This is a genomic window from Arthrobacter sp. C9C5, from assembly GCF_013359735.1.
In the GTDB taxonomy this organism is placed as follows: Bacteria; Actinomycetota; Actinomycetes; order Actinomycetales; family Micrococcaceae; genus Arthrobacter.
In genome coordinates this window covers 97,187-117,325 of record NZ_JABFMX010000003.1, presented here as the reverse complement: position 1 = coordinate 117,325, position 20,139 = coordinate 97,187, and the positions used below count along the sequence as shown (strand labels likewise).

Genomic DNA, 20,139 nt, shown 5'->3' with positions numbered 1-20,139 from the left:
TTCTCCATGATTCCGGCCGGGGGTGGATACGAAACGGCCCCCGGGACCATACTGGGAGCGAATAGTGGCTACAGAAAGACGGACCAATGACGATCTCCGCAGACCACACTGCGCAGCAGCCAGCCGCCGGACGAGCGACCTCCCCCACGGCGGACAACACCGCCGCGTCGGAAAATGCCGCCAGCGAGGCCGTGCGCAAGTTCGGCATCACGGTTGAGGACTACATGCTGCCCGCCCGGCATCCGATCCAGATCGTGGGACCGGACGGCGCCCTGAACGCGCACACGGAGCAGGGCGCCCAGCCCGGCCACGAGTACGGCCTCCCGGGGGATGCGGAACTAATGGCCGCCTACGAGCAGCTGGTCGTCGGACGCCGCGTCAACGACCAGAACTCCGCGCTGGTCCGCCAGGGCCGGATGGCCGTCTACCCCTCCAGCCACGGCCAGGAGGCCTGCCAGGTCGCGGCGGCGCTCTGCCTCTCCGACGGCGATTGGATGTTCCCCACCTACCGCGACTCGGTGGCCGTGATGGCACGCGGCGTGGATCCGGTCCAGACCATGACGCTGTTCCGTGGCGACTGGCACGGCGGCTACGACCCCGCCAAGCACAAGGTCGGCATCCAGTGCACGCCGCTGACCACCCAGTTGCTCCACGCCGTCGGCGTCGCCCACGCGGCCAAACTCCGCGGCGAGGATACCGTCGTCCTGGCCATGTGCGGCGACGGCGCGACCAGCGAGGGCGACTTCCACGAGGCGCTGAACTTCGCCGCCGTGTTCCACCTCCCGGTGGTCTTCTTCGTCCAGAACAACCAGTACGCCATCTCCGTGCCGCTCGCGCACCAGTCGGTCGCGCCGTCGCTCGCGCACAAGGCCGTCGGCTACGGCATGGCCGGCGAACGCGTGGACGGCAACGACATTGTTGCCCTCCTGGCCGTGCTCGGCCGGGCCGTGAAACTGGCCCGCGACGGTTCCGGCCCGCTCCTGGTGGAAGCTCACACCTACCGGATGCAGGCCCACACCAACGCCGACGACGCCACCCGCTACCGGCAGGACAGTGAAGTGGCCGAATGGGTCGCCAAGGATCCGCTGAGCCGGATGAAAACCTACCTGACGGAGCGCGGACTGCTCGACGACGACGGCGCCGCCCGGATTGCGGAAAAGGCAGAAACCGTGGCCGCGCAGCTGCGCGAGGGCCTGGGCGAGGATGTCCCCGTGGATCCCCAGGACCTCTTCAAGTACGTCTTCTCCGCCCCGACCCCGCAGTTGAAGGAACAGTCCGCCATGCTCGCCGATGAACTGGCGCGCGACGCCGCCTCCGCCACGACTTCCGAGGAGTCCGCACGATGAGCCCCACCGTCACCACCTCCTCCGAGGCGAACAACAACGTCAGTGCCGCCACGGCCCGGGCCGCCGCCAAGGCCGCCGTTGAAGCCGAAAAGACGGGCCCGCAGACCATCACTCTGGCCAAGGCGCTGAACACCGCCATGGCCGACGCCATGCACGCCGATGACTCGGTCCTGGTCTTCGGCGAGGACGTCGGCATGCTCGGCGGCGTCTTCCGCATCACCGACGGGCTCACCAAGACCTTCGGGCAGAGCCGCTGCTTCGACACCCCGCTGGCCGAATCCGGCATTGTCGGCATGGCCGTGGGCATGGCCATGAACGGCATGCGTCCGGTCATCGAGATGCAGTTCGACGCCTTCGCCTACCCGGCGTTCGAACAGATCGTCAGCCATGTCGCCAAGATGCACAACCGCACCAAAGGCACCGTGAAACTGCCCATCGTTATCCGCGTCCCGTACGCCGGCGGCATCGGGGGAGTGGAGCACCACTGCGACTCCTCCGAGGCCTACTACGCCCACACCGCGGGCCTCAAGGTCTTCACCCCGGCCACCGTGGCCGACGGCTACCGGATGCTCCGCGAAGCCATCGACTCGGACGACCCGGTGATGTTCATGGAGCCCAAGAAGCTGTACTGGTCCAAGGACCAGGTCGACCTGGACGCGCTGCGGGCCGAGCACGCCGCGAACACCGAACGCGGGACCTCTTCCGAGGGCCGCGCCGCCGTCGCCCGTCCCGGCACCGACGCCACGCTCATCGCCTACGGCCCGTCCGTACCGACGGCGCTCGCCGCCGCGGCCGCTGCCGCCGAGGAGGGCCGCTCGCTTGAGGTGATCGACGTCCGCTCGATCGTGCCGTTCGACGACGAGACCGTCTGCGCCTCGGTCCGAAAGACCGGCCGCGCCGTCGTCATCGCCGAAGCTCACGGCTTCGCCTCGGTGGCCTCCGAGATCGTGGCCCGGGTCCAGGAACGCTGCTTCCACCACCTCGCCGCCCCGATCCGCCGCGTCACCGGCTTCGACGTGCCGTACCCGGCGCCGAAACTCGAGCACTACTACCTGCCCGGCGTGGACCGCATCCTCGACGCCGTTGACGACCTCCAGTGGGAAGACTGACCATGACCGAACCGAAAGTATTCCTCCTGCCGGACCTCGGCGAAGGCCTCACCGAAGCCGAGCTCGTGAACTGGCTTGTGGCCGTGGGCGACGAAATCCGCGTCGACCAGCCGATCGCCGAGGTTGAGACCGCGAAGTCCATGGTCGAAGTCCCCTCTCCGTACGCCGGCACCGTCGCCGTGCTGCACGGCGAGCCCGGCCAGACGCTCGACGTCGGCAAGCCGCTGATTTCTGTAACTCCCTTAGCTGCGGCCCCCGGTGGGGCCGCCGCGGATGATGCCGCCCCCGGTAGCGCTCGGCGCGCCGCCACAGGCAATGCCGCCCCCGCCCCTTCGCCGGACGGCATTGCTGCAAGCAGCATGCCGTCCGGCTCCGACAGCGGCCCCGGACTTCCCAATGCTCGCAAGCTCGCATCGGGGCCCTCGTCCGGGTCCTTTGATGCCACGCCCGGGGCGGCATTGCCTGCGTCGGCTGGTAGCGCTGTCGACTCACCGGCCGTTGTTGCCGACTCGCCGGCCGCTGTAGCTGCTGAGACCTACCGCGAGGAGGAGAAGGCCGGGTCCGGGAACGTTTTGATTGGGTATGGGACGCCGGGCGGGCATGGGGTTGCTCGGCGGACGCGGGCGCGGAAGGCTTCGGCCGGCACTACGGTTGCCGAGCCTGTTGCGTTGGTATCGGATGCTGAGAAGGCTGCGGACGATCTCTTGCTGATGCGGACCCGGGTTCCGGGGAAGTTGGGGGCTGTGATTTCTCCGCTGGTCCGGCGGATGGCGCGGGACCATGGGGTTGATTTGGGGGAACTCCAGGGTTCGGGGGCCAGCGGGCTCATCATGCGGCGCGACGTTGAGGCTGTTATCAAGCCTTCGGTGGTCGAGCGTGCGGTAGCAGCTCCGGCCGCAACGCCGGCGGCAGCTGCGGTCTCGGCTGCCGGGGACACCGATGCCCGCACCGGGCTTGGCATTTCCGGGCGCACCCCGGTCCGGGGCGTGCGCAAGGCCGTGGCCGCGAACATGAGCCGCAGCCGGTCCGAGATTCCCGAGGCCACCGTGTGGGTGGACGTGGACGCCACGGCGCTCGTGGAGCTTCGTGCCGCATTGAAGAAGGCGGATCCGCACCACACCCCGGGGCTGCTGGCGTTCATTGCCCGCTTCGTCACCGCCGGGCTCAAGAAGTTCCCCGAGCTGAACACCCGGATCGTCACCACCGAGGACACCACGGGCGGGGCCAGCCAGGAAATCGTGGCTTTCGATGGCGTCAACCTCGGCTTCGCGGCGCAGACGGACCGGGGCCTGATGGTCCCCTCCGTGCGGAACGCGGACAAACTCAGCGCCCGCGAACTGGATGCGGAGATCCGCCGGCTCACCGCCGTCGTCCGCGACGGTAAAGCGACGCCCGCGGAACTGGGCAGCGGCACTTTCACGCTGAACAACTACGGCGTCTTCGGCGTGGACGGTTCCGCGGCGATCATCAACCACCCCGAGGTGGGCATCCTCGGCGTCGGACGCATCATCGACAAGCCGTGGGTGGTCAACGGGGAGCTCGCCGTCCGCAAGGTCACCGAGCTGACGCTCACCTTCGACCACCGCGTGTGTGACGGCGGAACCGCCGGCGGATTCCTCCGCTACGTGGCCGACGCGATCGAGAACCCGGGGGCCGTGCTCGCCGATCTGTAGCCGGCACCTCTGGCAGGGGCAACCGCGCTGGGACCGGCCCCGGATGCTCGGCACCGTCTGAGTCACTCGACTGGACTGTCCGAAGGAGACGCTTATTATAGGAGCAACCACATCTGCAGCTGGGGGACATGTGTCTGACTTGCACACTCCATTCCTGAGTATCATCACCGTTGTCTTCAACGACTGGCCGGGCCTGGAGAGGACCCTCGCCAGCGTTGCCCCGCTTCGATCCGAGGCCGTCGAGCACTGGATTATCGATGGCAGCAGTGATGGCCAGGTCAGGGAGGCCTTGGATGGGCATCTGCCCGCGCGGACGTTCCTCGTGAGTGAGCCCGACGATGGGCTTTACGACGCGATGAATAAGGGCCTGGCCCGCTCGTCCGGGGAGTATGCGCTGTTCCTCAACGCGGGGGACTCCCTCCACAAGGAGTTTTCGCTGGACAGGGTTGTGGACGCCGCGGCAGGTCAGGTCCTCCTGGGCTACAGCATCGAGCGCTGGAAGGATGATCGATTCCTGCGCCCAGGACTGGGCCGCGAGGCCGATGCGTTGTCCATGCCGGCACACCAGGCAACGTTCTACCCCAGACGCTTCTACGAAGCCAACAGGTACACGCTGGCCCGTCCCATCGGGGCTGACGGAGCCTACACCGCGCATGCCGTCAGGGCTGCCGGAGCTACGTTCCTGCCCGTAGTCGTGTGCGAGTTCGAAATGGGAGGGCGCAGCACCCGCTACGACGCTGACACTACTAAGGCCCGCCTTCTGGAATGCCGCACCAACCGTGATCGTGCCAAGATTCTCACCAAGCGGATACTTTGGGCCGTGCTTCCGCAACATCTGTTTTACCGGTTTCTTGCGAAGGGCAAATTTACGCGCCTGGCCACCTCCCGTCTGCCCGCGCTGCACCCTGATGCGGTGGCGCTGGCTGCAGCAGGCTTGCACAACGACGACGCCTAAGGGTCCGCTCCTCCCCGGCACCGTGCTGCGTGTGCGCGGTGAGTGCCGGTGATGCCGGATGCGATGGGTAGAATCGAGGCCAGAACATCGCACCAACCATGCCGGCACAGCGTCGGAATACGGAGATTTCATGTCACGATGGCTCGAGGTCGGTCAGGACAACTACGTACTGACTACCCAAGGATCCCTGCTCAACACCGGCCTGGTTGTGGGCACCGAACGCGCCATGGTGATCGATACCGGCGGCGGGCCCCGGCAGGGCCGCGAGATCCTGGATGCCGTGCGAGAAAAGACGCAGCTGCCGCTGGTGGTCGTCAACACGCATGCCCACTACGACCACTTCTTTGGCAACGCCATTTTCGCCGACGACGGCGTGACCGAGTTCTGGGGGCACGAAAACTGCGCGGCGGACATCGAAGAGAACGGCGACGCCCAGCGGCACTTCGTCGCGTCGGCGGAACCGGAAATGGCTGCCGGCGAGGGCAGCTCTGTGGAGCTGGTGGTGCCGAACGCGATCGTCAAGGACCAGCCCGTCCTGGTGGACCTGGGCGGCCAGACGGCAACACTTTTCTACCTGGGACGCGGCCACACCGATGGCGACCTGCTCGTGGGGACGGGCACCACGCTGTTCGCCGGTGACCTGGTGGAACAGGGCGCACACCCGTCCTTCGAGGATTCGTTCCCGGAGGAGTGGGCCGATGCCCTGCGGCACCTGTCCGCGTTGCGGCACCGCTACGAGTTCCTGATCCCGGGCCACGGCGAACCGTGCAGCGACCAGTTCGTCAAAACCATGGCCAACACCATGAGCACCGCCGTGCGGCAGGCAACCCAGGCCACCCGCGAGACGCCGAACGACGCCACCAAAGCCGTGCCGATCCTTCCGTACGGACCGGAGCAGTCCCGGTGGTTCATCCGGCGTCTGCAGGAGACCCGCGCCCACCACTGAGGCGGCCCCAAAATCGGGCCACGGATCCGGCCGAAGCTAAGGGTGCTGGCGACTGCGCCTAGACTGGCTCTTTGAAAGAAGTCACAACAAGCGCCGCAGCGTGCTCCGCGGTGAGTCCTGGGGGAGAAACCAAAAGATGCCCGAATCGGTGGAAGACAACTCAGCTGCCACTGCTGAAAACTCAGGACAGCCTGAACTTCGCCGTCGCCGCGACCTGCGTCGTGCCGATGGTGAGAATCCAGCTGTCCGGACAGGAACCATGCCGGTCGTCAACCCCCGCAGCATCCCCGCGGAGCCCTCAGAAGCCCCCGCCCGCCCGGCCCCGCCGCGCAGCAGCTCCTGGGCCCAGGCCGCCGAGGCCGCCGATGAACGCTTTGGAAACCCGGCTACCGGAGCCACTCCGGTGATCAGTCAGGTCCCGGCTGCGCCGCGGCCGCCCGTCGCCCCGCCGACGTCGGCGGCGCCGGCAGTGCCGCAGGAGCCGGAGGAGCCGGACGCCCCCGAGGCCGCAGCCGCCTCCGTGCCGCCGCAGCCCACCCGCGCCACCCGCTCGGCCAGCCGGGCCGCCGCCCTGGCCAACGCGCCGGTGCCGGACTTCATCAGCTCGCCGGGCCTCTTCGTCCGCGAACAGAAGCCACGGCCGGTCGGCGGCTTCCGCGGCGCCCTCTACAACCTCACGGGCGGCAGCCTGAACCTGGGACCGAGTGCCCGGCAACGCGAAGAGGACGAACTCGCACGCCGGATTTCCCGCCAGCTCCAGGGCAGCTACAACACCGCGGTGCTGAGCCTCAAGGGCGGCATCGGCAAGACCTCCACCACGGTGGGCGTCGGACTGACCCTGGCCGAATACCGCGGCGACCCGCCGTGCGCGATCGACGCCAACCCGGACTCGGGCGACCTCGTGGAGCGCGCCCTCGGCGAGGGGATCTACCAGCAGCAGGCCCCGCGGACCATCAGCGACCTGCTCCGCAACGTCGAATCCATCGATTCGCTGACCGCCCTGGCCCGCTACATGCACCATGCCGGCCGCCTGCACCTGATCGCCGGGGAACAGGATCCGGAGGTGTCCGACTCGCTCACGGCGGAGGAGTACCTGCGGATCCGCAAGCTCATCTCCGGCTACTACTCCGTGGCCCTGACCGACTGCGGCACCGGCGTCACGCACAACGCGATGAGCGGGATCCTGCAGTCCGCGGACAACCTGATCATCGCCGCTGGCTACGCCGTCAGCGGCGCCAAGCGCGCACGGAGCACTCTGCACTGGCTCGCCAGCCACGGCTACGAGGACCTCGCGCGGAACGCCGTCGTGGTCATCACGGACAAGGACGAAGTCTCCTCGCGCGTGGACAAGGACGCCATCGAGGACCACCTCTCCGGCATCTGCCGCCAGCTGATCGCCGTCCCGCACGACCGCGGCGTGGCCGACGGTGACCTCGTCACGCTGGATTCCCTCCGCCCCGAAACCCGTCGGGCGTACCGGGAGATTGCCGCCGCAATCGTCGACGGCTACGTTTAGCCGTTACATTTAGGCCATGAGCAAGTACGCCGGGAACGACGCCGCAATCCAGCTGCAGGACCTCATTGTGGGCACCGAAAATGTCGAGGACTTCCTGGACCGCCTCGCGGAATTTTCCGCTTCCACCCTGAGCCAGTCCGTCGGCGCGGATATCGAGTGCGGTGTGACGCTCCGACGCCGGAAGAAAAACATGACCGTGGCCGGCAGCAGCAGCAAAGCCGTGATCTTGGACCGGATCGAGCAAAGCCTGGGCGAGGGCCCCTGCATCGAGGCGCTGCGCACCCGGGGCATCGTGCTCCTGGCCAATGTGGACACGGACCCGCGCTGGCCCGAATACCAGCAACAGCTCGCCGCCCACGGCTGCCGGAGCACCCTCGGCGTGCCCCTGGAAATCGGCGAGGACTCGGCGGCCGCGCTGAACTTCTTCGCCTCCTCGACCGGCGTCTTCACCGCGGCCATCGTGGCCGAGGCCTCGGGGTTCGCGGACCTCGCCGGCCGGGCGCTGCGCCTGGCCGTCCGGATCGGCACCGCCCAGGCCCGCGCCGAGGACCTGCAGGCAGCCATGGAGCACCGCACCTCGATCGACCTGGCCTGCGGCGTCGTGATGGCGCAGAACCGCTGCTCGCAGGACGAGGCGATGGCCATCCTCACCCGGGTGTCCAGCAACCGGAACCAAAAGCTCCGCGACGTCGCCGCCGACGTGCTCAAGAACGTCACGGGTGAGGAAATCCACACCCACTTCGACAGCTGATTTCCCGGCCGCCAGGGCGCACCCGGGCCTAGGATGAAAGCGATGACCACAACTCGCCCCGCCGCCTTCAGCCTCCGCAGCATCGCCGTCCCTGCCTTCGGCCCGGCACTGCTGTTCAGCATCGGTGAGGGAGCGATCCTACCGGTGGTGGCACTGTCCGCACGGGACCGGGGCGCCTCGGTCGCCGTCGCGGCCCTGATCGTGACGCTGATTGGGCTCGGCTCGTGGTTCTTCAACCTGCCGGCGTCGCTCATCACCCTGAAGTTCGGCGAGCGGTGGGCGATTGTCGGGGCGGCGGCCGCGAGCGCCGTCGCCCTCGCCGCCGCCGCCGTTTCCCCGCTGGTGCCGGACGGGATCTGGCTGCTGGCCGCGGCGATGGTGGTGGTCGGCATGGCCGCCAGCGTGTTCAGCCTGGCCCGGCAGAAGTACCTGACCGAGGCCGTGCCCGTCATCCTCCGCGCCCGGGCGCTCTCCACCTTGGGCGGGGTCAACCGGATCGGCATCTTCATTGGCCCCTTCATCGGCGCCGCGGTGATGCAGTTCGGCGGCATCACCGCCGCCTACTGGGCAGGCGTCGTGGCCATGGCCGCGGCCGCGGCACTGTCGGTCACCATCCCGGATCTCGCCGCGGTGCCCGGCCCGGCCGACGGCACGCCAGCCCCGCAGCCCACGCTGCGCAGCGTCGCGGCCTCCCACGCCGGGGTGTTCCTGAGCGTGGGCCTGGGGGTCCTGCTGCTCAGCGCGTTGCGCGCCTCCCGCCAGGTGGTGATCCCGCTATGGGCCGAGCACCTGGGCATGGACGCCACCCAGGCCTCGCTGATTTACGGCATCTCCGGGGCCATCGACATGCTGGTCTTCTACCCTGCCGGGAAGCTGATGGACCGCAAGGGCCGCCAATGGGTGGCGGTGCCCTCCACGCTCATCATGGGCACGGCGATGCTGCTGATCCCGCTCAGCACCGGATTCGTGGGCCTGCTGCTCGCCGCGCTCCTGATCGGGTTCGGCAACGGCATCAGCTCCGGGCTGAACATGACCCTCGGGGCCGACTTCTCGCCGGACAACGGCCGCGGCCAATTCTTAGGGCTCTGGCGGTTCATGGCCGACGCCGGCGCCACCGGCGGCCCGGTGCTGCTCTCCGGCGTCACCGCCGCGGCGTCGCTAGGGGCCGGTGTGGGTGCCACCGGCGTGCTCGGCTTTGCCGCGGCCGCCGTCTTCGCGATCACCATTCCGCGGCTCAGGCACCGCCGCAACTACTGAAGGCTCCTGCACCCGCTGCGCCAAGTCCCGCACCACATATGCCGCATCCCGGCCGACGCCGCCGATCAGGCCCGAAGTGAGAGCGTACTGGAAGGGCAGGCCCACGAAGTACAGCCCCGGCACGCCGGGGACAACGCCCCGCGTCGTTTGCGGCCAGCCCGACGGCGCCCGCTCCGGCCCGTGGACCCAGTCCAGGTCCGGGCGGAACCCGGTGGCCCAGATGACCGTGCGCACCTCCGCTGAAGCGCCGCCGTCGAACACGGGACGGCCCTCCGCTGTGCCGGTGAACCGTGGCATCCGGACGACCCCGGCGCGGTCAAGATCCTTCGGTGAGATGCGGATCAAGGGGGCCCCGCGCTGGTGGAAGGTCGCCGCGACTTTGCGCCCGACCGGGGTGTGCAGCGTCAGCACCGAGTGGATGAACCGCCAGTACGCCCCGCCGGCGTAGCGGAGCAGGGGGTCGGGAATATGGGGGGTGGGCCGGCCGGAGAGCAGCACCCGGTGCCCGGCTGAGAGTTCCAGGGCAATCTCCGCACCCGAGGTCCCGGCGCCCACCACCAGCACCTCGCCGTCCGGGATCTCTGCCGGACCGCGGTAGTGGGAGCTGTGGAGTTGGCTGATGGCCGGATCCAGACCGGCGGCGGCGTTCGGAATGCGGGGGAAGACGTTCGCGCCGGCTGCCACGATCACGTTGCGCGCCCGCACTGTCCCGCGTGCGGTGTCGACGGCGAACCCCGAACCTGCCGCCGTGACGGCGTCCACGCGGACGCCCGTCCGCACCGGCAGGCCGAAGTGGGCCGCGTAGTTTTCGAGGTAGGCGGCGAACTCTTCCTTGCCTGGATAGGTGTTCCGTGCCGCCGGGAAGGGCAGGCCCGGAAGACCGTCGTGCTGGGCGGGGGTGAACAGGCGCAGCGACTCCCACCGGCGCCGCCAGCCGTCGCCCACCCGCGGGGACTGCTCAAGGATTTCGAACCGTAACTTCGCACGGGCGAGGTGGTAGCCGGCGGCCAGCCCCGCCTGGCCCGCGCCGATAACTACTGCATCAAGCTGCTGGCTGTTCTGGTTCATGGTCGCCGCCTCCTTGCTGGGGCATCCTTTTGCTTATATTTAGAATACCGTTCTAGTCAGTGGAGCGATAGTCTAATTCCATGCAAAAAGTGACGCGCCGGGCCATCCAGGCGGCCGGCACGCGGGACGTGATTGTCGAAGCGGCCGGCCGGTTGTTTGCCGCCGACGGATACGTCCAGACCACCATCGACGGCATTGCCGCCGCGAGCGGGGTGGCCGTCCAGACGGTCTACAACTCAGTGGGGAACAAGGCGGCGCTGCTCTCGGCCGTGTTGGATAGCGCGGCCGCGGGGCCCAGGGCGCAGGCGGGCGTGCTGGACCTTATGCGGGATCGGACTCGACAGGCGGCCGACTTGGACGCCCTGATCGCCGTGCTGGCGGACTGGTTTGTGGAGGTTCATCCGCGCACCGCCGGCATCAACGCCGTCATCGCCCGGGCCGCGGCCGTCGATGACACGGCCGCGCAGCTGGAGCGGGACCGCGGGCAGCAGCGGCTCCGGCGCTATGCGGAGGCCGCCGCGGCGGCCCGGGAGCGCGGCGGGCTCAGCTCCGGAATGTCCGACGCCGAGGCCGCCGCAGCCATCTGGTCGCTGGGACATCCCCAGGTGTACCGCGCCATGGTGCAGGACGCAGGCTGGACGGTACCGGCATACCGGGAGTGGATCGCCAAGGCGCTCGCCGCGGCGCTCGACTAGGGCGGCGCTGGGCCCAGGCGGCGGACGAGGCCTCCGGCGCCGGAGGCCTCAGGCGCCGGAGGCGGCGCGCCGGCGTCGTGCGGCGTGGCCGAACAGCCACACACCGGCGACGGTGGCCAGGTACCCGGTGATGACGATCAGCGAGGTGCCGGCCCAGAAGTAGTTGGTGGTGCTGCCCTCCTGCCCCGGTCCCGGGGCGATCTTCAGCAGCGAGTACGTGGCCACCGCGGCGGAGGCGAGCCCCGCCAGCACCGGGACGGCAACCCACAGCCGGGCGGAGGCCCAGTGGCCGTTGTAGCCGTCCCACACGTTCCACTTGGGTCCCTTGCGCATGATCAGCCAGCCCGCCGGCAGCATGAACGCCCCGACCACCAGGAAAGCGGCCACCACGTCGGCGGGCCGGTGCCACTGGTTGATGAGCGTAGAGACCCCGGTGGCGACGGCGAAGCTGCCGCCCAGGAAGCCGGCCAGCGGCCGCCAGCGCGGCGAGACCATCAGGAACACCGCGGCCGCGGCCGAGGCCGCCAGGGTGGTGTGGCCGGACGGGAGCGAGTTGAACTCCAGCGTTTCGATCCCGCGGAACGGCCGCACCGGGACCAGATCCTTCAGAATCTGGGTGGCGACGTTGGCGCCCGCGGCGGCGGCGACGGCGATGCCGGCGGCCGCCCAGCGGCGGCGCGCCACGGTCACGAAGATGACCACCACGGAGGCGATCAGCACGGAGAGCGCGGGCAGCCAGTCCAGGAGTTTGTTGCTCGCCTTGCCAGCCGCGCCGTGGATCTCCACTGCCTCGACCAGCGCGGATTCGTCGATGAACTGGCCGGTGGTGGTCCGCACGAAGAAGTAGTACGTGGCGGCGAGGGCAGCCACACAGCCAAGGGTGCCCAGCAGGAAGAGGAATCCGGTGGCGCTGCCGGGCGCGGGGTTCACGTCCGGCGCGCCAAGCTGGGGCGCCGGGTACTCAGAAGTTGCGTGCCTGCTCGCGCGTTCCTGCCGAAAACTCATGCTTTACAGGTTCCCACAGAACACTGCGAGTTATCCGGGGGCATCCCGCCAGCATCCTGCGCGAGTAGTGTTTTGATCATGGATACCGTGGCTCGCCATTCGGATCCCGCCTTCCCGCGGTTCCACCCGCGGCCCGCGCAGGGGTGGATGGGCGGTCCCGCGGGCCTGCGGTACCTCGATGGCTGGTACCACGTGTTCTTCGACTACAACCCGGACCCGGCAGAGCACCGCCGGACCTGCTGGGGGCACCTGAGTTCCCTGGACCTGCTCCGCTGGGAAGAGCACCCCGTCGCCCTGCGTCCCCGGCTCCCGGGGCCGGACGTCTGGCAGCAGGACGGGCAGCCCGCGGCGCCGGTGCCGCCGGATCCCCACGTGACCGCGGTGCGCGATCCGTTCCTCTTCACCTTCCAGGGCCGGCGCTTTGCCCTGCAGGGGGCGGGCCTGGCCTCGGGGCACGCGGCCGTACTGCTCTACCGCGCCGACGAGCTGCGCGACTGGCGGTATGAGGGCATCTGGTTCACCACCGAGGACGCCCTGGCCGCCAGTCACCTGCCTGCCGGAATCTGGGGGTGCCCGCAGCTGGTCCGCGTGCCGGACTCCTCCGGAGCCGAGACCTGGCTCCTGATGGCCTCCCTCCGGGCCGCCTCGGACGTGCACCACCATCCCGGCGGCGTGGGCTACCTGCTGGGATCGCTCGCGGAGGACACCGCCACGGGGCTGCCGGTCTTCACCCCGGCCCGGGGCGGCAAAGCTGATCTGGGGCCGGACTTCTACGCCCCGCAGATCCTGTCCCTGCCGGACCGCGCCCTGCTGTGGGGCTGGTCCGACGAGGTGTCTGGCCTGGACGGCCGCGCGGGCCGGGGCCAGGCGGCCACGGATGCCGCGGGCTGGGCCGGCCTGCTGACCTTCCCCCGGCAACTGGCGGTGCACGGGGACGCGCTCGCCGTCGATCCGGCACCGGAACTGCGCGGCTACCGGGGCCGCCAGCGCGTCAGGGGTGCCGCGGGGACCCTGCACCTGCCCGGCCACGCGGAAGCCGTGGTCACCGGCGGGGAGGGCCGGATCCGGCTGGTCCTGGCCTCGGCGGCGCAGGTCCGGGCAGTCTTCGCTGACACCGTTGCCGGCGGGGACGAACTGCGGATCTTCGTGGACGGCTCGATCGTGGAAGTTTACCGCCACGGCTCGGTGCCGGCGACGGTGCGCGCCTACCCGGCGCCGGGTGAGGAATGGCGCCTGGAACTGCCGCACGGCGCGGCGGCCGATGTCTGGGACCTCGAGCAGCCCGGAACCGCCCAGCGCGACGGCGGCAGCTAGCGCCGCGGGTAGAGTACAGCCATGCCCACCACTGCCGACCACCCCACCCCTTCCGGCCTGAATCCCGGCGGCGTTGAGGAGCTCCTGGACCTGGCCCGGGTGGTGACCCTGCCGATGCGGGTGAAATTCCGCGGCATCATGCAGCGCGAGGCCCTGCTGCTCCCGGGCCCGCTCGGTTGGGGGGAGTTCTGCCCCTTCCCCGAGTACGGCGACGCCGAGGCCTCCCGCTGGCTTTACGCCGCCGTCGAGGCCGGCTGGCACGGCTTCCCGGAACCCCTGCGGGACAGCATCCCGGTCAACGCCACCGTTCCCGCGGTCGCTGCCGAACGGGTGCCGGAGATCCTGGCCCGCTTCGGCCGGGTGGACGCCGTCAAGGTCAAGGTCGCCGAGACCGGCCAGAGGCTCGACGACGACGCCGCACGGGTGGCCGCCGTCCGCGCCGCGCTGCCGGACGCCGCGATCCGCGTCGACGCGAACGGGGGCTGGGACGTCCCCGCGGCCGTCGAGGCACTGACCCGGCTGGCCGCCGTCGGACTGGAATATGCCGAACAACCGGTCCCGGACATCGCCGGCCTCGCGGAGGTGCGGCGCCGGCTCAGGGCCGCCGGCGTTCCGGTGCTGATCGCCGCGGACGAGAGCGTGCGCAAGGAGGAAGACCCGCTCAAGGTGGCCCGCGCCGGCGCCGCGGACCTGGTTGTGGTGAAGGTGGCACCCCTGGGGGGAGTGCGGCGCGCCCTCGACATCGTGGCACAGGCCGGCCTGCCCGCCGTCGTCAGTTCCGCCTTGGACACCTCCGTGGGGATTCGTGCCGGGTTGGCGCTCGCCGCCGCCCTGCCCGAACTGCCCTACGCCTGCGGGCTGGGGACCGTGTCGCTGCTCGCCGCCGATGTCACCCGTGACTCCCTGGTCCCCGACGACGGCGCCATCCGTCTCCGCGACGTCGCCGTCGACCCGGGCCTGCTGGCGGAATACGCCGCGGCCCCGGAGCGGAGGGACTGGTGGCTGGACCGGCTCCGGCGCGTCTACGGGGTGCTTGCGGCAGGCGGGTGACACGGCCGCCCGTCTTCCTGCTGAGGGGTGCTAGCGGCCTGCAGTGTGGTGCGCTTGGACCTGGCTTGCAGTGAGGGCAACGGGGTAGACGGCGGCATTGTCGACGCTGCCGCCGAAGAAGGAATCGGTGGAGGCGCCGGGCCAGTCCCTGTTCTTGTCGAAATCCATGCTGTCGTAGCCGACCCGCCAGTAGCCGCTGTAGGGGCGCTCCGCCACGAGGCCAGTGTTGGCAGCCACCCGCACCCCGTCCACGTAGAGAACCGACCCGGCCGAAGACATAGTGGCCGTGGCCAGATGCCATTGGCCGTCGTTGTAGGAGCCAGGGCTGGTGATGCCGGCAGCTTTGTACTGCTGGCTGTTGCCGTTGCGGGTTGCGGCGCCGAAGCCGATTCCGCCGGTATCCGTCAGATACAGGTGCCGGTCCGAGAGTGTGGAAAGTCCGCTCTGGGCGTTCCCGAACCCGAGCAGCCGCCCGCCCGCGGTGACTCCCGGCGTTGTCCTGAACCAGATTTCCACGCTGAACGTGTCCGGGGCGTTGAGGAGCTGTGGGGAGCTGACAACGCCGGAGGAGCCGCCGAGGACCAGGGCGGGACTGTCGCCGGCGCAGGATCCCGAAACGCGCTCAACGGCCCCGGACAGGGTGCCGTCGAGTTTGTTTCCGGACCCATCCACGGCCTCCGGCCCGGAGACCTCGTTAAACGCGTAGAACAAGGTGGGGTTGTCCCGGACAGTGGGGGATAGGCAGTCATATTTGCTCGATGCGGCAAAGCTGCCGGCTTGGGTGGGCGCGGCGGCCGAGAAAGCGGCATGCGCCGGTGCAGCCATCAACAGCTGCGGGGTGATGAGAACCGGAAGCGAGGCCAGGCACAGCAGGGTCCGGACGGTTGTTGTCCGCCGCGCCGCTGCCCGGGCACGCCGCCGGACGGCCCGGCGGGTAGTGGGGATATGACGGTGCGGCGTTTGCCGCGCATCGCGGGCGGCGTCGGGCTGGGCGGGAGCGCCGCCGTCGCGCGGGGCCGCACTGGAACCGGCGGCGGCTGCCACCGTCAGCGCTGAAACCGCGACGAACAGTGCGGCGAGGTTGCCCCAGTTCTTTTCAGCGATCCAAACCACCGGAAGTCCCACGTAGGGGACGCGGAGCACGGCCACGCCGTGGACTGCTTCGGGTGCCACCGGGGAGGAATCGTTGGCCTGGTTGGCGTCGCCGCGCAGGATGAGCCTGCCGTCCGGAGTGTCCTCGACATAGCGGTGCAGGCGCAGCTTGTTGGAGTGGTCCGGGTCCTCGACCAGCAGGACGTGCCCCAGCGAGGCCGTTCCGATGGCGATTGGCCGGGCGATGACCACGTCGCCGGCGGAGATCCGCGGCTCCATGGAACCGGTCATCACAGTGGTGGGGATCCATCCGAGGGCGAAGGGGAGCAACGCCCAGGCCAGCATCCCGAGGAGGGCGAAGAGCGCAGCCCTGGCTGCGACGGTGATAGCGAGCCGGACGGACCCTACGACGGCGGTTTCCGGGCCGCCGTCGTGGGGTGCCGCGGCGGCACTGGCGCTGTCACCGGCCACGAGGCCGGTGGTGGCTGGGGACGCGGGACCGTGGTCTCCGCGGGTGCCTCTGTGTGCCGTGGCCCGGCGGAGAAAGGCCCCATGTGTGGTGCCGCTGTCCGGTGCCCCGCCGATGTTGCCGCGGGACGCCCGGACAGCACGGTGCCCGGACGTCGCGGGCAGTCGGCTCGGTCCGGGCATCGGCTTAGCTGTTCTGTGCTTCCCAGGTGAAGCCCATGGAAGCGGAGCCGCCCTGGGTGCTGTTCGGGGCGTCCGACTTCAGCGTGTAGGTGATCTTGTAGGTGCGGGTTTCCGATGCGGTGCCCGTGGGAGTCCAGGAGCCCCAGCCGGTCGCGTAGCTGGTGCTTGCTGCACCGAACGCAGCGAGAGTTCCGGAGTAAGCCGTAGCTGCCGGGGTCAGGACTTTGAAGTCGTTGCAGGCGCTGTTTGAGCCGGTACCCTCGGTGATGTCCAGAGTGATCCAGGTGCTCAGGTCTTTGGTTGAGGCCGGTGCCGTGGCGTAGAGCTTCACTGCGGAGGCCAGGGTGCCGGTGGAGGTCACCGTGATGCACTTGGCACCGGTCGCGCCGGGCTTCATGTTCTCGGCCGAGAACGTCGCGGTGCCGGTGGTCTTGTCTGCGCTGCTGGAGATTGCCACGGTGCCGCTCTTCCAGCTGTTGGTCGCGCTCTCGCTCGTCGCGCTGAACGCGGAGTAAGAGGCCTGGGAGACGGCGACGCCGCTCACCAGGAGTGCTGCGGGGACTGCTGCCCATTTGACCCACGTGGCCGTGCGCGCTGAGACCTTTGACATGACGTGCTCCTGGTGGTGAATGGGGCCCCCGCCCCGGATGAGACCTAGCACAGGATCCCTGAGCGGACCCTGCTAAGGAAAAACTACATAAAGTTTGCTTGATAATCAAGCTAACGAATAATCTCTTTTGTTTTTGGGTCGAAAAAGCCCCGGAATGCAAGGGATTTGGCTAGATAGCTTGAGAGTAAAGTAGATCACAACACGGTTTCACCTTGGATCCGCGGCACGGCTCGAGGCCGGGCGCTTATGATGAATTGCCCGCAGATAGCTGGGCGAAGCAACAAGGAGCTAGACATGGCAGACCAGGCGGAGGGATCACTGGGGGACAAGGACGCGCTGCTGCGCATCACGCAGGGGCTGCGCCGCGTTGACGTAGGTACCTATGCCCTCCGGATCCGGCTGGCCGAGAAGCTTGGCATCGGCACCATCGACATCAATGCCATGGCCTTCGTGGGCGAAGTCGACGGCATGACGCCGAAGGCCCTGGGCAATCTGCTCAACATCACCACCGGATCTGTGACCGCGATGGTGGACCGATTGGAATCCAAGGGTTTCATGGTCCGCAAACCCAACCCCACGGACCGGCGCAGTGTGCTCCTGCACCTGAGTCCGGCCGGGACGCACGCGATGCAGTGGGCCACCGAACACTTCGCTGAAGCTGCCGCGGCAGTCCTTGAGGGATCACCCGAAGCCAGCATTTCCGACGTCGCCGGCTTCCTGGAAGGAATCGGGCAGCGGCTGCTTGTCGCCGCCAGCGCTCCGGACCAGTCGCCGCGATGACGGCCGCCAACCCGTGAGTTACGAGAGTTAACCGGAACTTCACCGGCGGGGCGGCTCCGCGTTGTCTGCCGCTGGCAGGGTGGCGGGGACGCATCCCTCTGCCCTGGAAGGTCCCACCCATGTCTGTCTCCTCCGGACGCAAGTTCTCCCTGCTGCCCATGCTGGGCCACACCAAGGGCAAGCGCAGCCCGGTAACCTGTGCGCTCAAGTGCGATAACGCCTGCTCCGGCGAGGTCTGCAACAGCAGCCCGAACGGCTACTTCCGCGACATTGCCTCCGCCACGATGTCCCGCCGCGCCGCACTCGGCTTCGGCGCCGCCGGCGCGCTCGCCGTCGTCTTCGGTAACGCCGTGACCTCCGCGGAACCGGCTGCCGCCGGCGGCCCCGGCCTGGCCGCCGCCGCCAAGACCGGCTTCGGCAAGTCCAAGCTGCAGTTCACCGCCATTGCCCCGGTTGACGCCGCCGTCGACGCGTTCACGGTGCCGGCAGGCTTCAGCTGGCAGCCGATCATCCGCTGGGGCGACCCGCTCTTCAACGACTCGCCCGCCTTCGACGTGGACCGCCAGAGCGCCGCGGCGCAGGGCCGCCAGTTCGGCTACAACAACGACTACACGGACATCCTGGCGCTCGACGCCAAGGGCCGCCGTGCCGTGCTCTTCACCAACCACGAGTACACCAACGAGAGCATCATGCTCCCGGCCGGCTTCGACGCCGCGGAGACCCGGGCCATCGGCCGTGCCGCCCACGGCCTCACCGTCGTCGAGTTGGAGCGCAAGAACAAGAACCAGCCGTGGCGCTACGTCCAGGGCGCCCCGCTGAACCGCCGCTTCCTGAGCGACACGAGCTACGAACTCACCGGCCCCGCTGCCGGCTCCGCCCTCGTCACCACCGTTGCCGACCCGGCCGGGCGGACCATCAAGGGCACCCTGGGCAACTGCTCCGGCGGCACCACCCCGTGGGGCACCATCCTCTCCGGCGAGGAGAACTTCAACGGCTACTTCGTGTCCGCCGGGACGTCCGCCGCGGACAAGCGTTACGGCCTGACCAGCAAGCCCACGGCCCGCCAGTGGGAGCTCGACGACCCCCGCTTCGACACCCGCAACCCCGGCTACGCCAACGAAAGCAACCGCTTTGGCTGGATCGTGGAGGTGGACCCGCAGGACCCGACGTCGACGCCGAAGAAGCACTCCGCGATGGGCCGCTTCAAGCACGAAGGCGCCAACGTGATCGTGGCCGCCTCCGGTCACGTCGTCGCCTACATGGGCGACGACGAGCGCTTCGACTACCTCTACAAGTTCGTCTCCAAGGACAAGTACCGTCCCGGGACGACGGCGGCCGACCGCCGGCACAACATGACCCTGCTCTCCGACGGCGACCTCTTCGTCGCCAAATTCGGCGGCGACTCCCCGGCGGCCGAGATCGACGGCTCCGGCAAGCTGCCCGCCGACGGCGCCTTTGACGGTGCCGGGGAATGGCTTCCGCTGGTGGTGGGCGGCAAGTCCATGGTGTCCGGGATGTCGGTCGAGGAAGTCCTGGTCTACACCCGCCTCGCCGCCGACAAGGTCGGCCCCACCAAGATGGACCGCTGCGAGGACGTCCAGCCGAGCCTGCACACCGGCAAGGTCTACGTGGCCTGCACCAACAACACGGACCGCGGCAAGACCGGCAAGGAGGGCGCCACCGAGGTCAACCCGCGCACCCTGAACCGCGACGGCCACATCGTGGAAATCACCGAGACCGGGGACCAGACGTCCACGAAGTTCAACTGGAACCTGCTGATGGTCTGCGGCGATCCGGCCAAGAACACGTCCGCGTACTTTGCCGGCTTCCCGGCCAGCCAGGTCTCGCCGATCTCGTGCCCGGACAACCTGGCCTTCGACTCGGTCGGCAACCTGTGGATTTCCACCGACGGCGCGCCCTCGAGCACCGGCTACGCCGACGGTCTCTTCAAGGTCACCCTGGCCGGTCCGGAGCGCGGCCGCGTGGAGCAGTTCCTTGCCGTACCGCGCGACGCCGAGACGTGCGGACCCATCATCCACGATGAGGAACGGCACGTCTTCGTCGCCGTGCAGCACCCGGGCGAGGATGGCAGCTTCGAGACGCAGAACTCCCGCTTCCCGGATTACGTCGCCGCCGGCGCGACGCCGAAGCCGGGCCAGGCGCGGATCCCGCGTCCGTCGGTCGTCCAGGTCTTCCGCGCCGACGACTAGCCCCTCCCGCCCCGGACGCTTCCGCAGTTGTGGGGGTGTTCGGGTGGACGCTCCCGCAGAGCCGCGCGACTGGGCGGCGTGATCTGCGGGAGCGTCGGGGGGAGGCGGGAA

General features: G+C 69.2%; 17 protein-coding genes. 13 read left to right on the top strand and 4 right to left on the bottom strand.

Annotated features, from left to right (window positions below; genetic code table 11):
• The first annotated feature begins 86 nt into the window (after positions 1-86).
• The 8 genes from pdhA (at position 87) to HNO80_RS03255 (ending at position 9,553) form a co-directional block, all read left to right on the top strand.
• Entirely contained in the window at positions 87-1,346 is a 1,260-nt protein-coding gene (pdhA, locus tag HNO80_RS03290; protein ID WP_175321411.1) for a pyruvate dehydrogenase (acetyl-transferring) E1 component subunit alpha, read from the top strand.
• Positions 1,343-2,455 carry an alpha-ketoacid dehydrogenase subunit beta gene (locus tag HNO80_RS03285; RefSeq protein WP_175321410.1) on the top strand — a complete coding sequence of 371 codons (1,113 nt, stop codon included), beginning with the start codon at positions 1,343-1,345 and terminating at the stop codon, positions 2,453-2,455. The genes pdhA and HNO80_RS03285 overlap by 4 nt, the downstream gene beginning before the upstream one ends.
• Before the next feature lie 2 nt (positions 2,456-2,457).
• Positions 2,458-4,128, top strand: coding sequence for a dihydrolipoamide acetyltransferase family protein (locus HNO80_RS03280; protein WP_175321409.1), 1,671 nt, complete (start codon positions 2,458-2,460; stop codon positions 4,126-4,128).
• A gap of 130 nt (positions 4,129-4,258) precedes the next feature.
• Positions 4,259-5,083 (top strand): glycosyltransferase, encoded by an 825-nt coding sequence (locus HNO80_RS03275; protein ID WP_175321408.1) that lies wholly within the window; start codon positions 4,259-4,261, stop codon positions 5,081-5,083.
• Positions 5,084-5,213: 130 nt separating this feature from the next.
• Positions 5,214-6,029: an MBL fold metallo-hydrolase gene (locus HNO80_RS03270; RefSeq protein ID WP_175321407.1), complete on the top strand. Its 816-nt coding sequence runs from the start codon at positions 5,214-5,216 to the stop codon at positions 6,027-6,029.
• Between the two features lie 259 nt (positions 6,030-6,288).
• The gene (locus tag HNO80_RS03265) at positions 6,289-7,545 is read left to right on the top strand and encodes a MinD/ParA family ATP-binding protein (protein WP_502707802.1); all 1,257 of its coding nucleotides are present in this window, start codon (positions 6,289-6,291) and stop codon (positions 7,543-7,545) included.
• A gap of 16 nt (positions 7,546-7,561) precedes the next feature.
• Positions 7,562-8,296: a GAF and ANTAR domain-containing protein gene (locus tag HNO80_RS03260; RefSeq protein ID WP_175321405.1), complete on the top strand. Its 735-nt coding sequence runs from the start codon at positions 7,562-7,564 to the stop codon at positions 8,294-8,296.
• A gap of 42 nt (positions 8,297-8,338) precedes the next feature.
• Positions 8,339-9,553, top strand: coding sequence for an MFS transporter (locus tag HNO80_RS03255; RefSeq protein ID WP_175321404.1), 1,215 nt, complete (start codon positions 8,339-8,341; stop codon positions 9,551-9,553).
• Here the strand turns inward: HNO80_RS03255 and HNO80_RS03250 are convergent.
• A complete protein-coding gene (locus HNO80_RS03250; RefSeq protein ID WP_175321403.1) occupies positions 9,455-10,621 on the bottom strand; it encodes a flavin-containing monooxygenase in 1,167 nt (388 codons plus the stop codon). The two genes, HNO80_RS03255 and HNO80_RS03250, sit on opposite strands and share 99 nt — an antisense overlap.
• 80 nt (positions 10,622-10,701) lie before the next feature.
• Here HNO80_RS03250 and HNO80_RS03245 point away from each other — a divergent pair, with 80 nt between their 5' ends.
• Complete coding sequence (locus HNO80_RS03245) at positions 10,702-11,316, top strand: TetR/AcrR family transcriptional regulator (protein WP_175321402.1); 615 nt, start codon at positions 10,702-10,704, stop codon at positions 11,314-11,316.
• Between the two features lie 48 nt (positions 11,317-11,364).
• Here the strand turns inward: HNO80_RS03245 and HNO80_RS03240 are convergent, their stop codons facing one another.
• A complete protein-coding gene (locus tag HNO80_RS03240) occupies positions 11,365-12,321 on the bottom strand; it encodes a phosphatase PAP2 family protein (protein ID WP_175321401.1) in 957 nt (318 codons plus the stop codon).
• Between the two features lie 78 nt (positions 12,322-12,399).
• Between HNO80_RS03240 and HNO80_RS03235 the strand changes: the two genes are divergently transcribed.
• Both HNO80_RS03235 and HNO80_RS03230 read left to right on the top strand, forming a co-directional pair.
• Positions 12,400-13,635, top strand: coding sequence for a glycoside hydrolase family 32 protein (locus HNO80_RS03235; RefSeq protein ID WP_175321400.1), 1,236 nt, complete (start codon positions 12,400-12,402; stop codon positions 13,633-13,635).
• A 21-nt stretch (positions 13,636-13,656) separates the two neighbouring features.
• Positions 13,657-14,685: an o-succinylbenzoate synthase gene (locus tag HNO80_RS03230; protein ID WP_175321399.1), complete on the top strand. Its 1,029-nt coding sequence runs from the start codon at positions 13,657-13,659 to the stop codon at positions 14,683-14,685.
• Between the two features lie 30 nt (positions 14,686-14,715).
• Here the strand turns inward: HNO80_RS03230 and HNO80_RS18135 are convergent, their stop codons facing one another.
• Complete coding sequence (locus tag HNO80_RS18135; RefSeq protein WP_217500527.1) at positions 14,716-16,248, bottom strand: LamG-like jellyroll fold domain-containing protein; 1,533 nt, start codon at positions 16,246-16,248, stop codon at positions 14,716-14,718.
• A 184-nt stretch (positions 16,249-16,432) separates the two neighbouring features.
• Positions 16,433-17,038: a hypothetical protein gene (locus tag HNO80_RS03220; protein ID WP_175321397.1), complete on the bottom strand. Its 606-nt coding sequence runs from the start codon at positions 17,036-17,038 to the stop codon at positions 16,433-16,435.
• Between the two features lie 294 nt (positions 17,039-17,332).
• On the opposite strand from HNO80_RS03220, the gene HNO80_RS03215 reads away from it, so the two are divergent.
• Both HNO80_RS03215 and HNO80_RS03210 read left to right on the top strand, forming a co-directional pair.
• Entirely contained in the window at positions 17,333-17,818 is a 486-nt protein-coding gene (locus HNO80_RS03215; protein WP_175321396.1) for a MarR family winged helix-turn-helix transcriptional regulator, read from the top strand.
• A gap of 119 nt (positions 17,819-17,937) precedes the next feature.
• A complete protein-coding gene (locus HNO80_RS03210; RefSeq protein ID WP_175321395.1) occupies positions 17,938-20,028 on the top strand; it encodes a PhoX family protein in 2,091 nt (696 codons plus the stop codon).
• Positions 20,029-20,139 lie beyond the last annotated feature (111 nt).

Bases quoted from the DNA above. Each gene is read 5' to 3' on its own strand.
- pdhA (WP_175321411.1), top strand. From the start codon at position 87: ATGACGATCTCCGCAGACCACACTGCGCAGCAGCCAGCCGCCGGACGA.
- HNO80_RS03285 (WP_175321410.1), top strand. From the start codon at position 1,343: ATGAGCCCCACCGTCACCACCTCCTCCGAGGCGAACAACAACGTCAGT.
- HNO80_RS03280 (WP_175321409.1), top strand. From the start codon at position 2,458: ATGACCGAACCGAAAGTATTCCTCCTGCCGGACCTCGGCGAAGGCCTC.
- HNO80_RS03270 (WP_175321407.1), top strand. From the start codon at position 5,214: ATGTCACGATGGCTCGAGGTCGGTCAGGACAACTACGTACTGACTACC.
- HNO80_RS03265 (WP_502707802.1), top strand. From the start codon at position 6,289: ATGCCGGTCGTCAACCCCCGCAGCATCCCCGCGGAGCCCTCAGAAGCC.
- HNO80_RS03260 (WP_175321405.1), top strand. From the start codon at position 7,562: ATGAGCAAGTACGCCGGGAACGACGCCGCAATCCAGCTGCAGGACCTC.
- HNO80_RS03255 (WP_175321404.1), top strand. From the start codon at position 8,339: ATGACCACAACTCGCCCCGCCGCCTTCAGCCTCCGCAGCATCGCCGTC.
- HNO80_RS03250 (WP_175321403.1), bottom strand. From the start codon at position 10,621: ATGAACCAGAACAGCCAGCAGCTTGATGCAGTAGTTATCGGCGCGGGC.
- HNO80_RS03245 (WP_175321402.1), top strand. From the start codon at position 10,702: ATGCAAAAAGTGACGCGCCGGGCCATCCAGGCGGCCGGCACGCGGGAC.
- HNO80_RS03240 (WP_175321401.1), bottom strand. From the start codon at position 12,321: ATGAGTTTTCGGCAGGAACGCGCGAGCAGGCACGCAACTTCTGAGTAC.
- HNO80_RS03235 (WP_175321400.1), top strand. From the start codon at position 12,400: ATGGATACCGTGGCTCGCCATTCGGATCCCGCCTTCCCGCGGTTCCAC.
- HNO80_RS03230 (WP_175321399.1), top strand. From the start codon at position 13,657: ATGCCCACCACTGCCGACCACCCCACCCCTTCCGGCCTGAATCCCGGC.
- HNO80_RS03220 (WP_175321397.1), bottom strand. From the start codon at position 17,038: ATGTCAAAGGTCTCAGCGCGCACGGCCACGTGGGTCAAATGGGCAGCA.
- HNO80_RS03215 (WP_175321396.1), top strand. From the start codon at position 17,333: ATGGCAGACCAGGCGGAGGGATCACTGGGGGACAAGGACGCGCTGCTG.
- HNO80_RS03210 (WP_175321395.1), top strand. From the start codon at position 17,938: ATGTCTGTCTCCTCCGGACGCAAGTTCTCCCTGCTGCCCATGCTGGGC.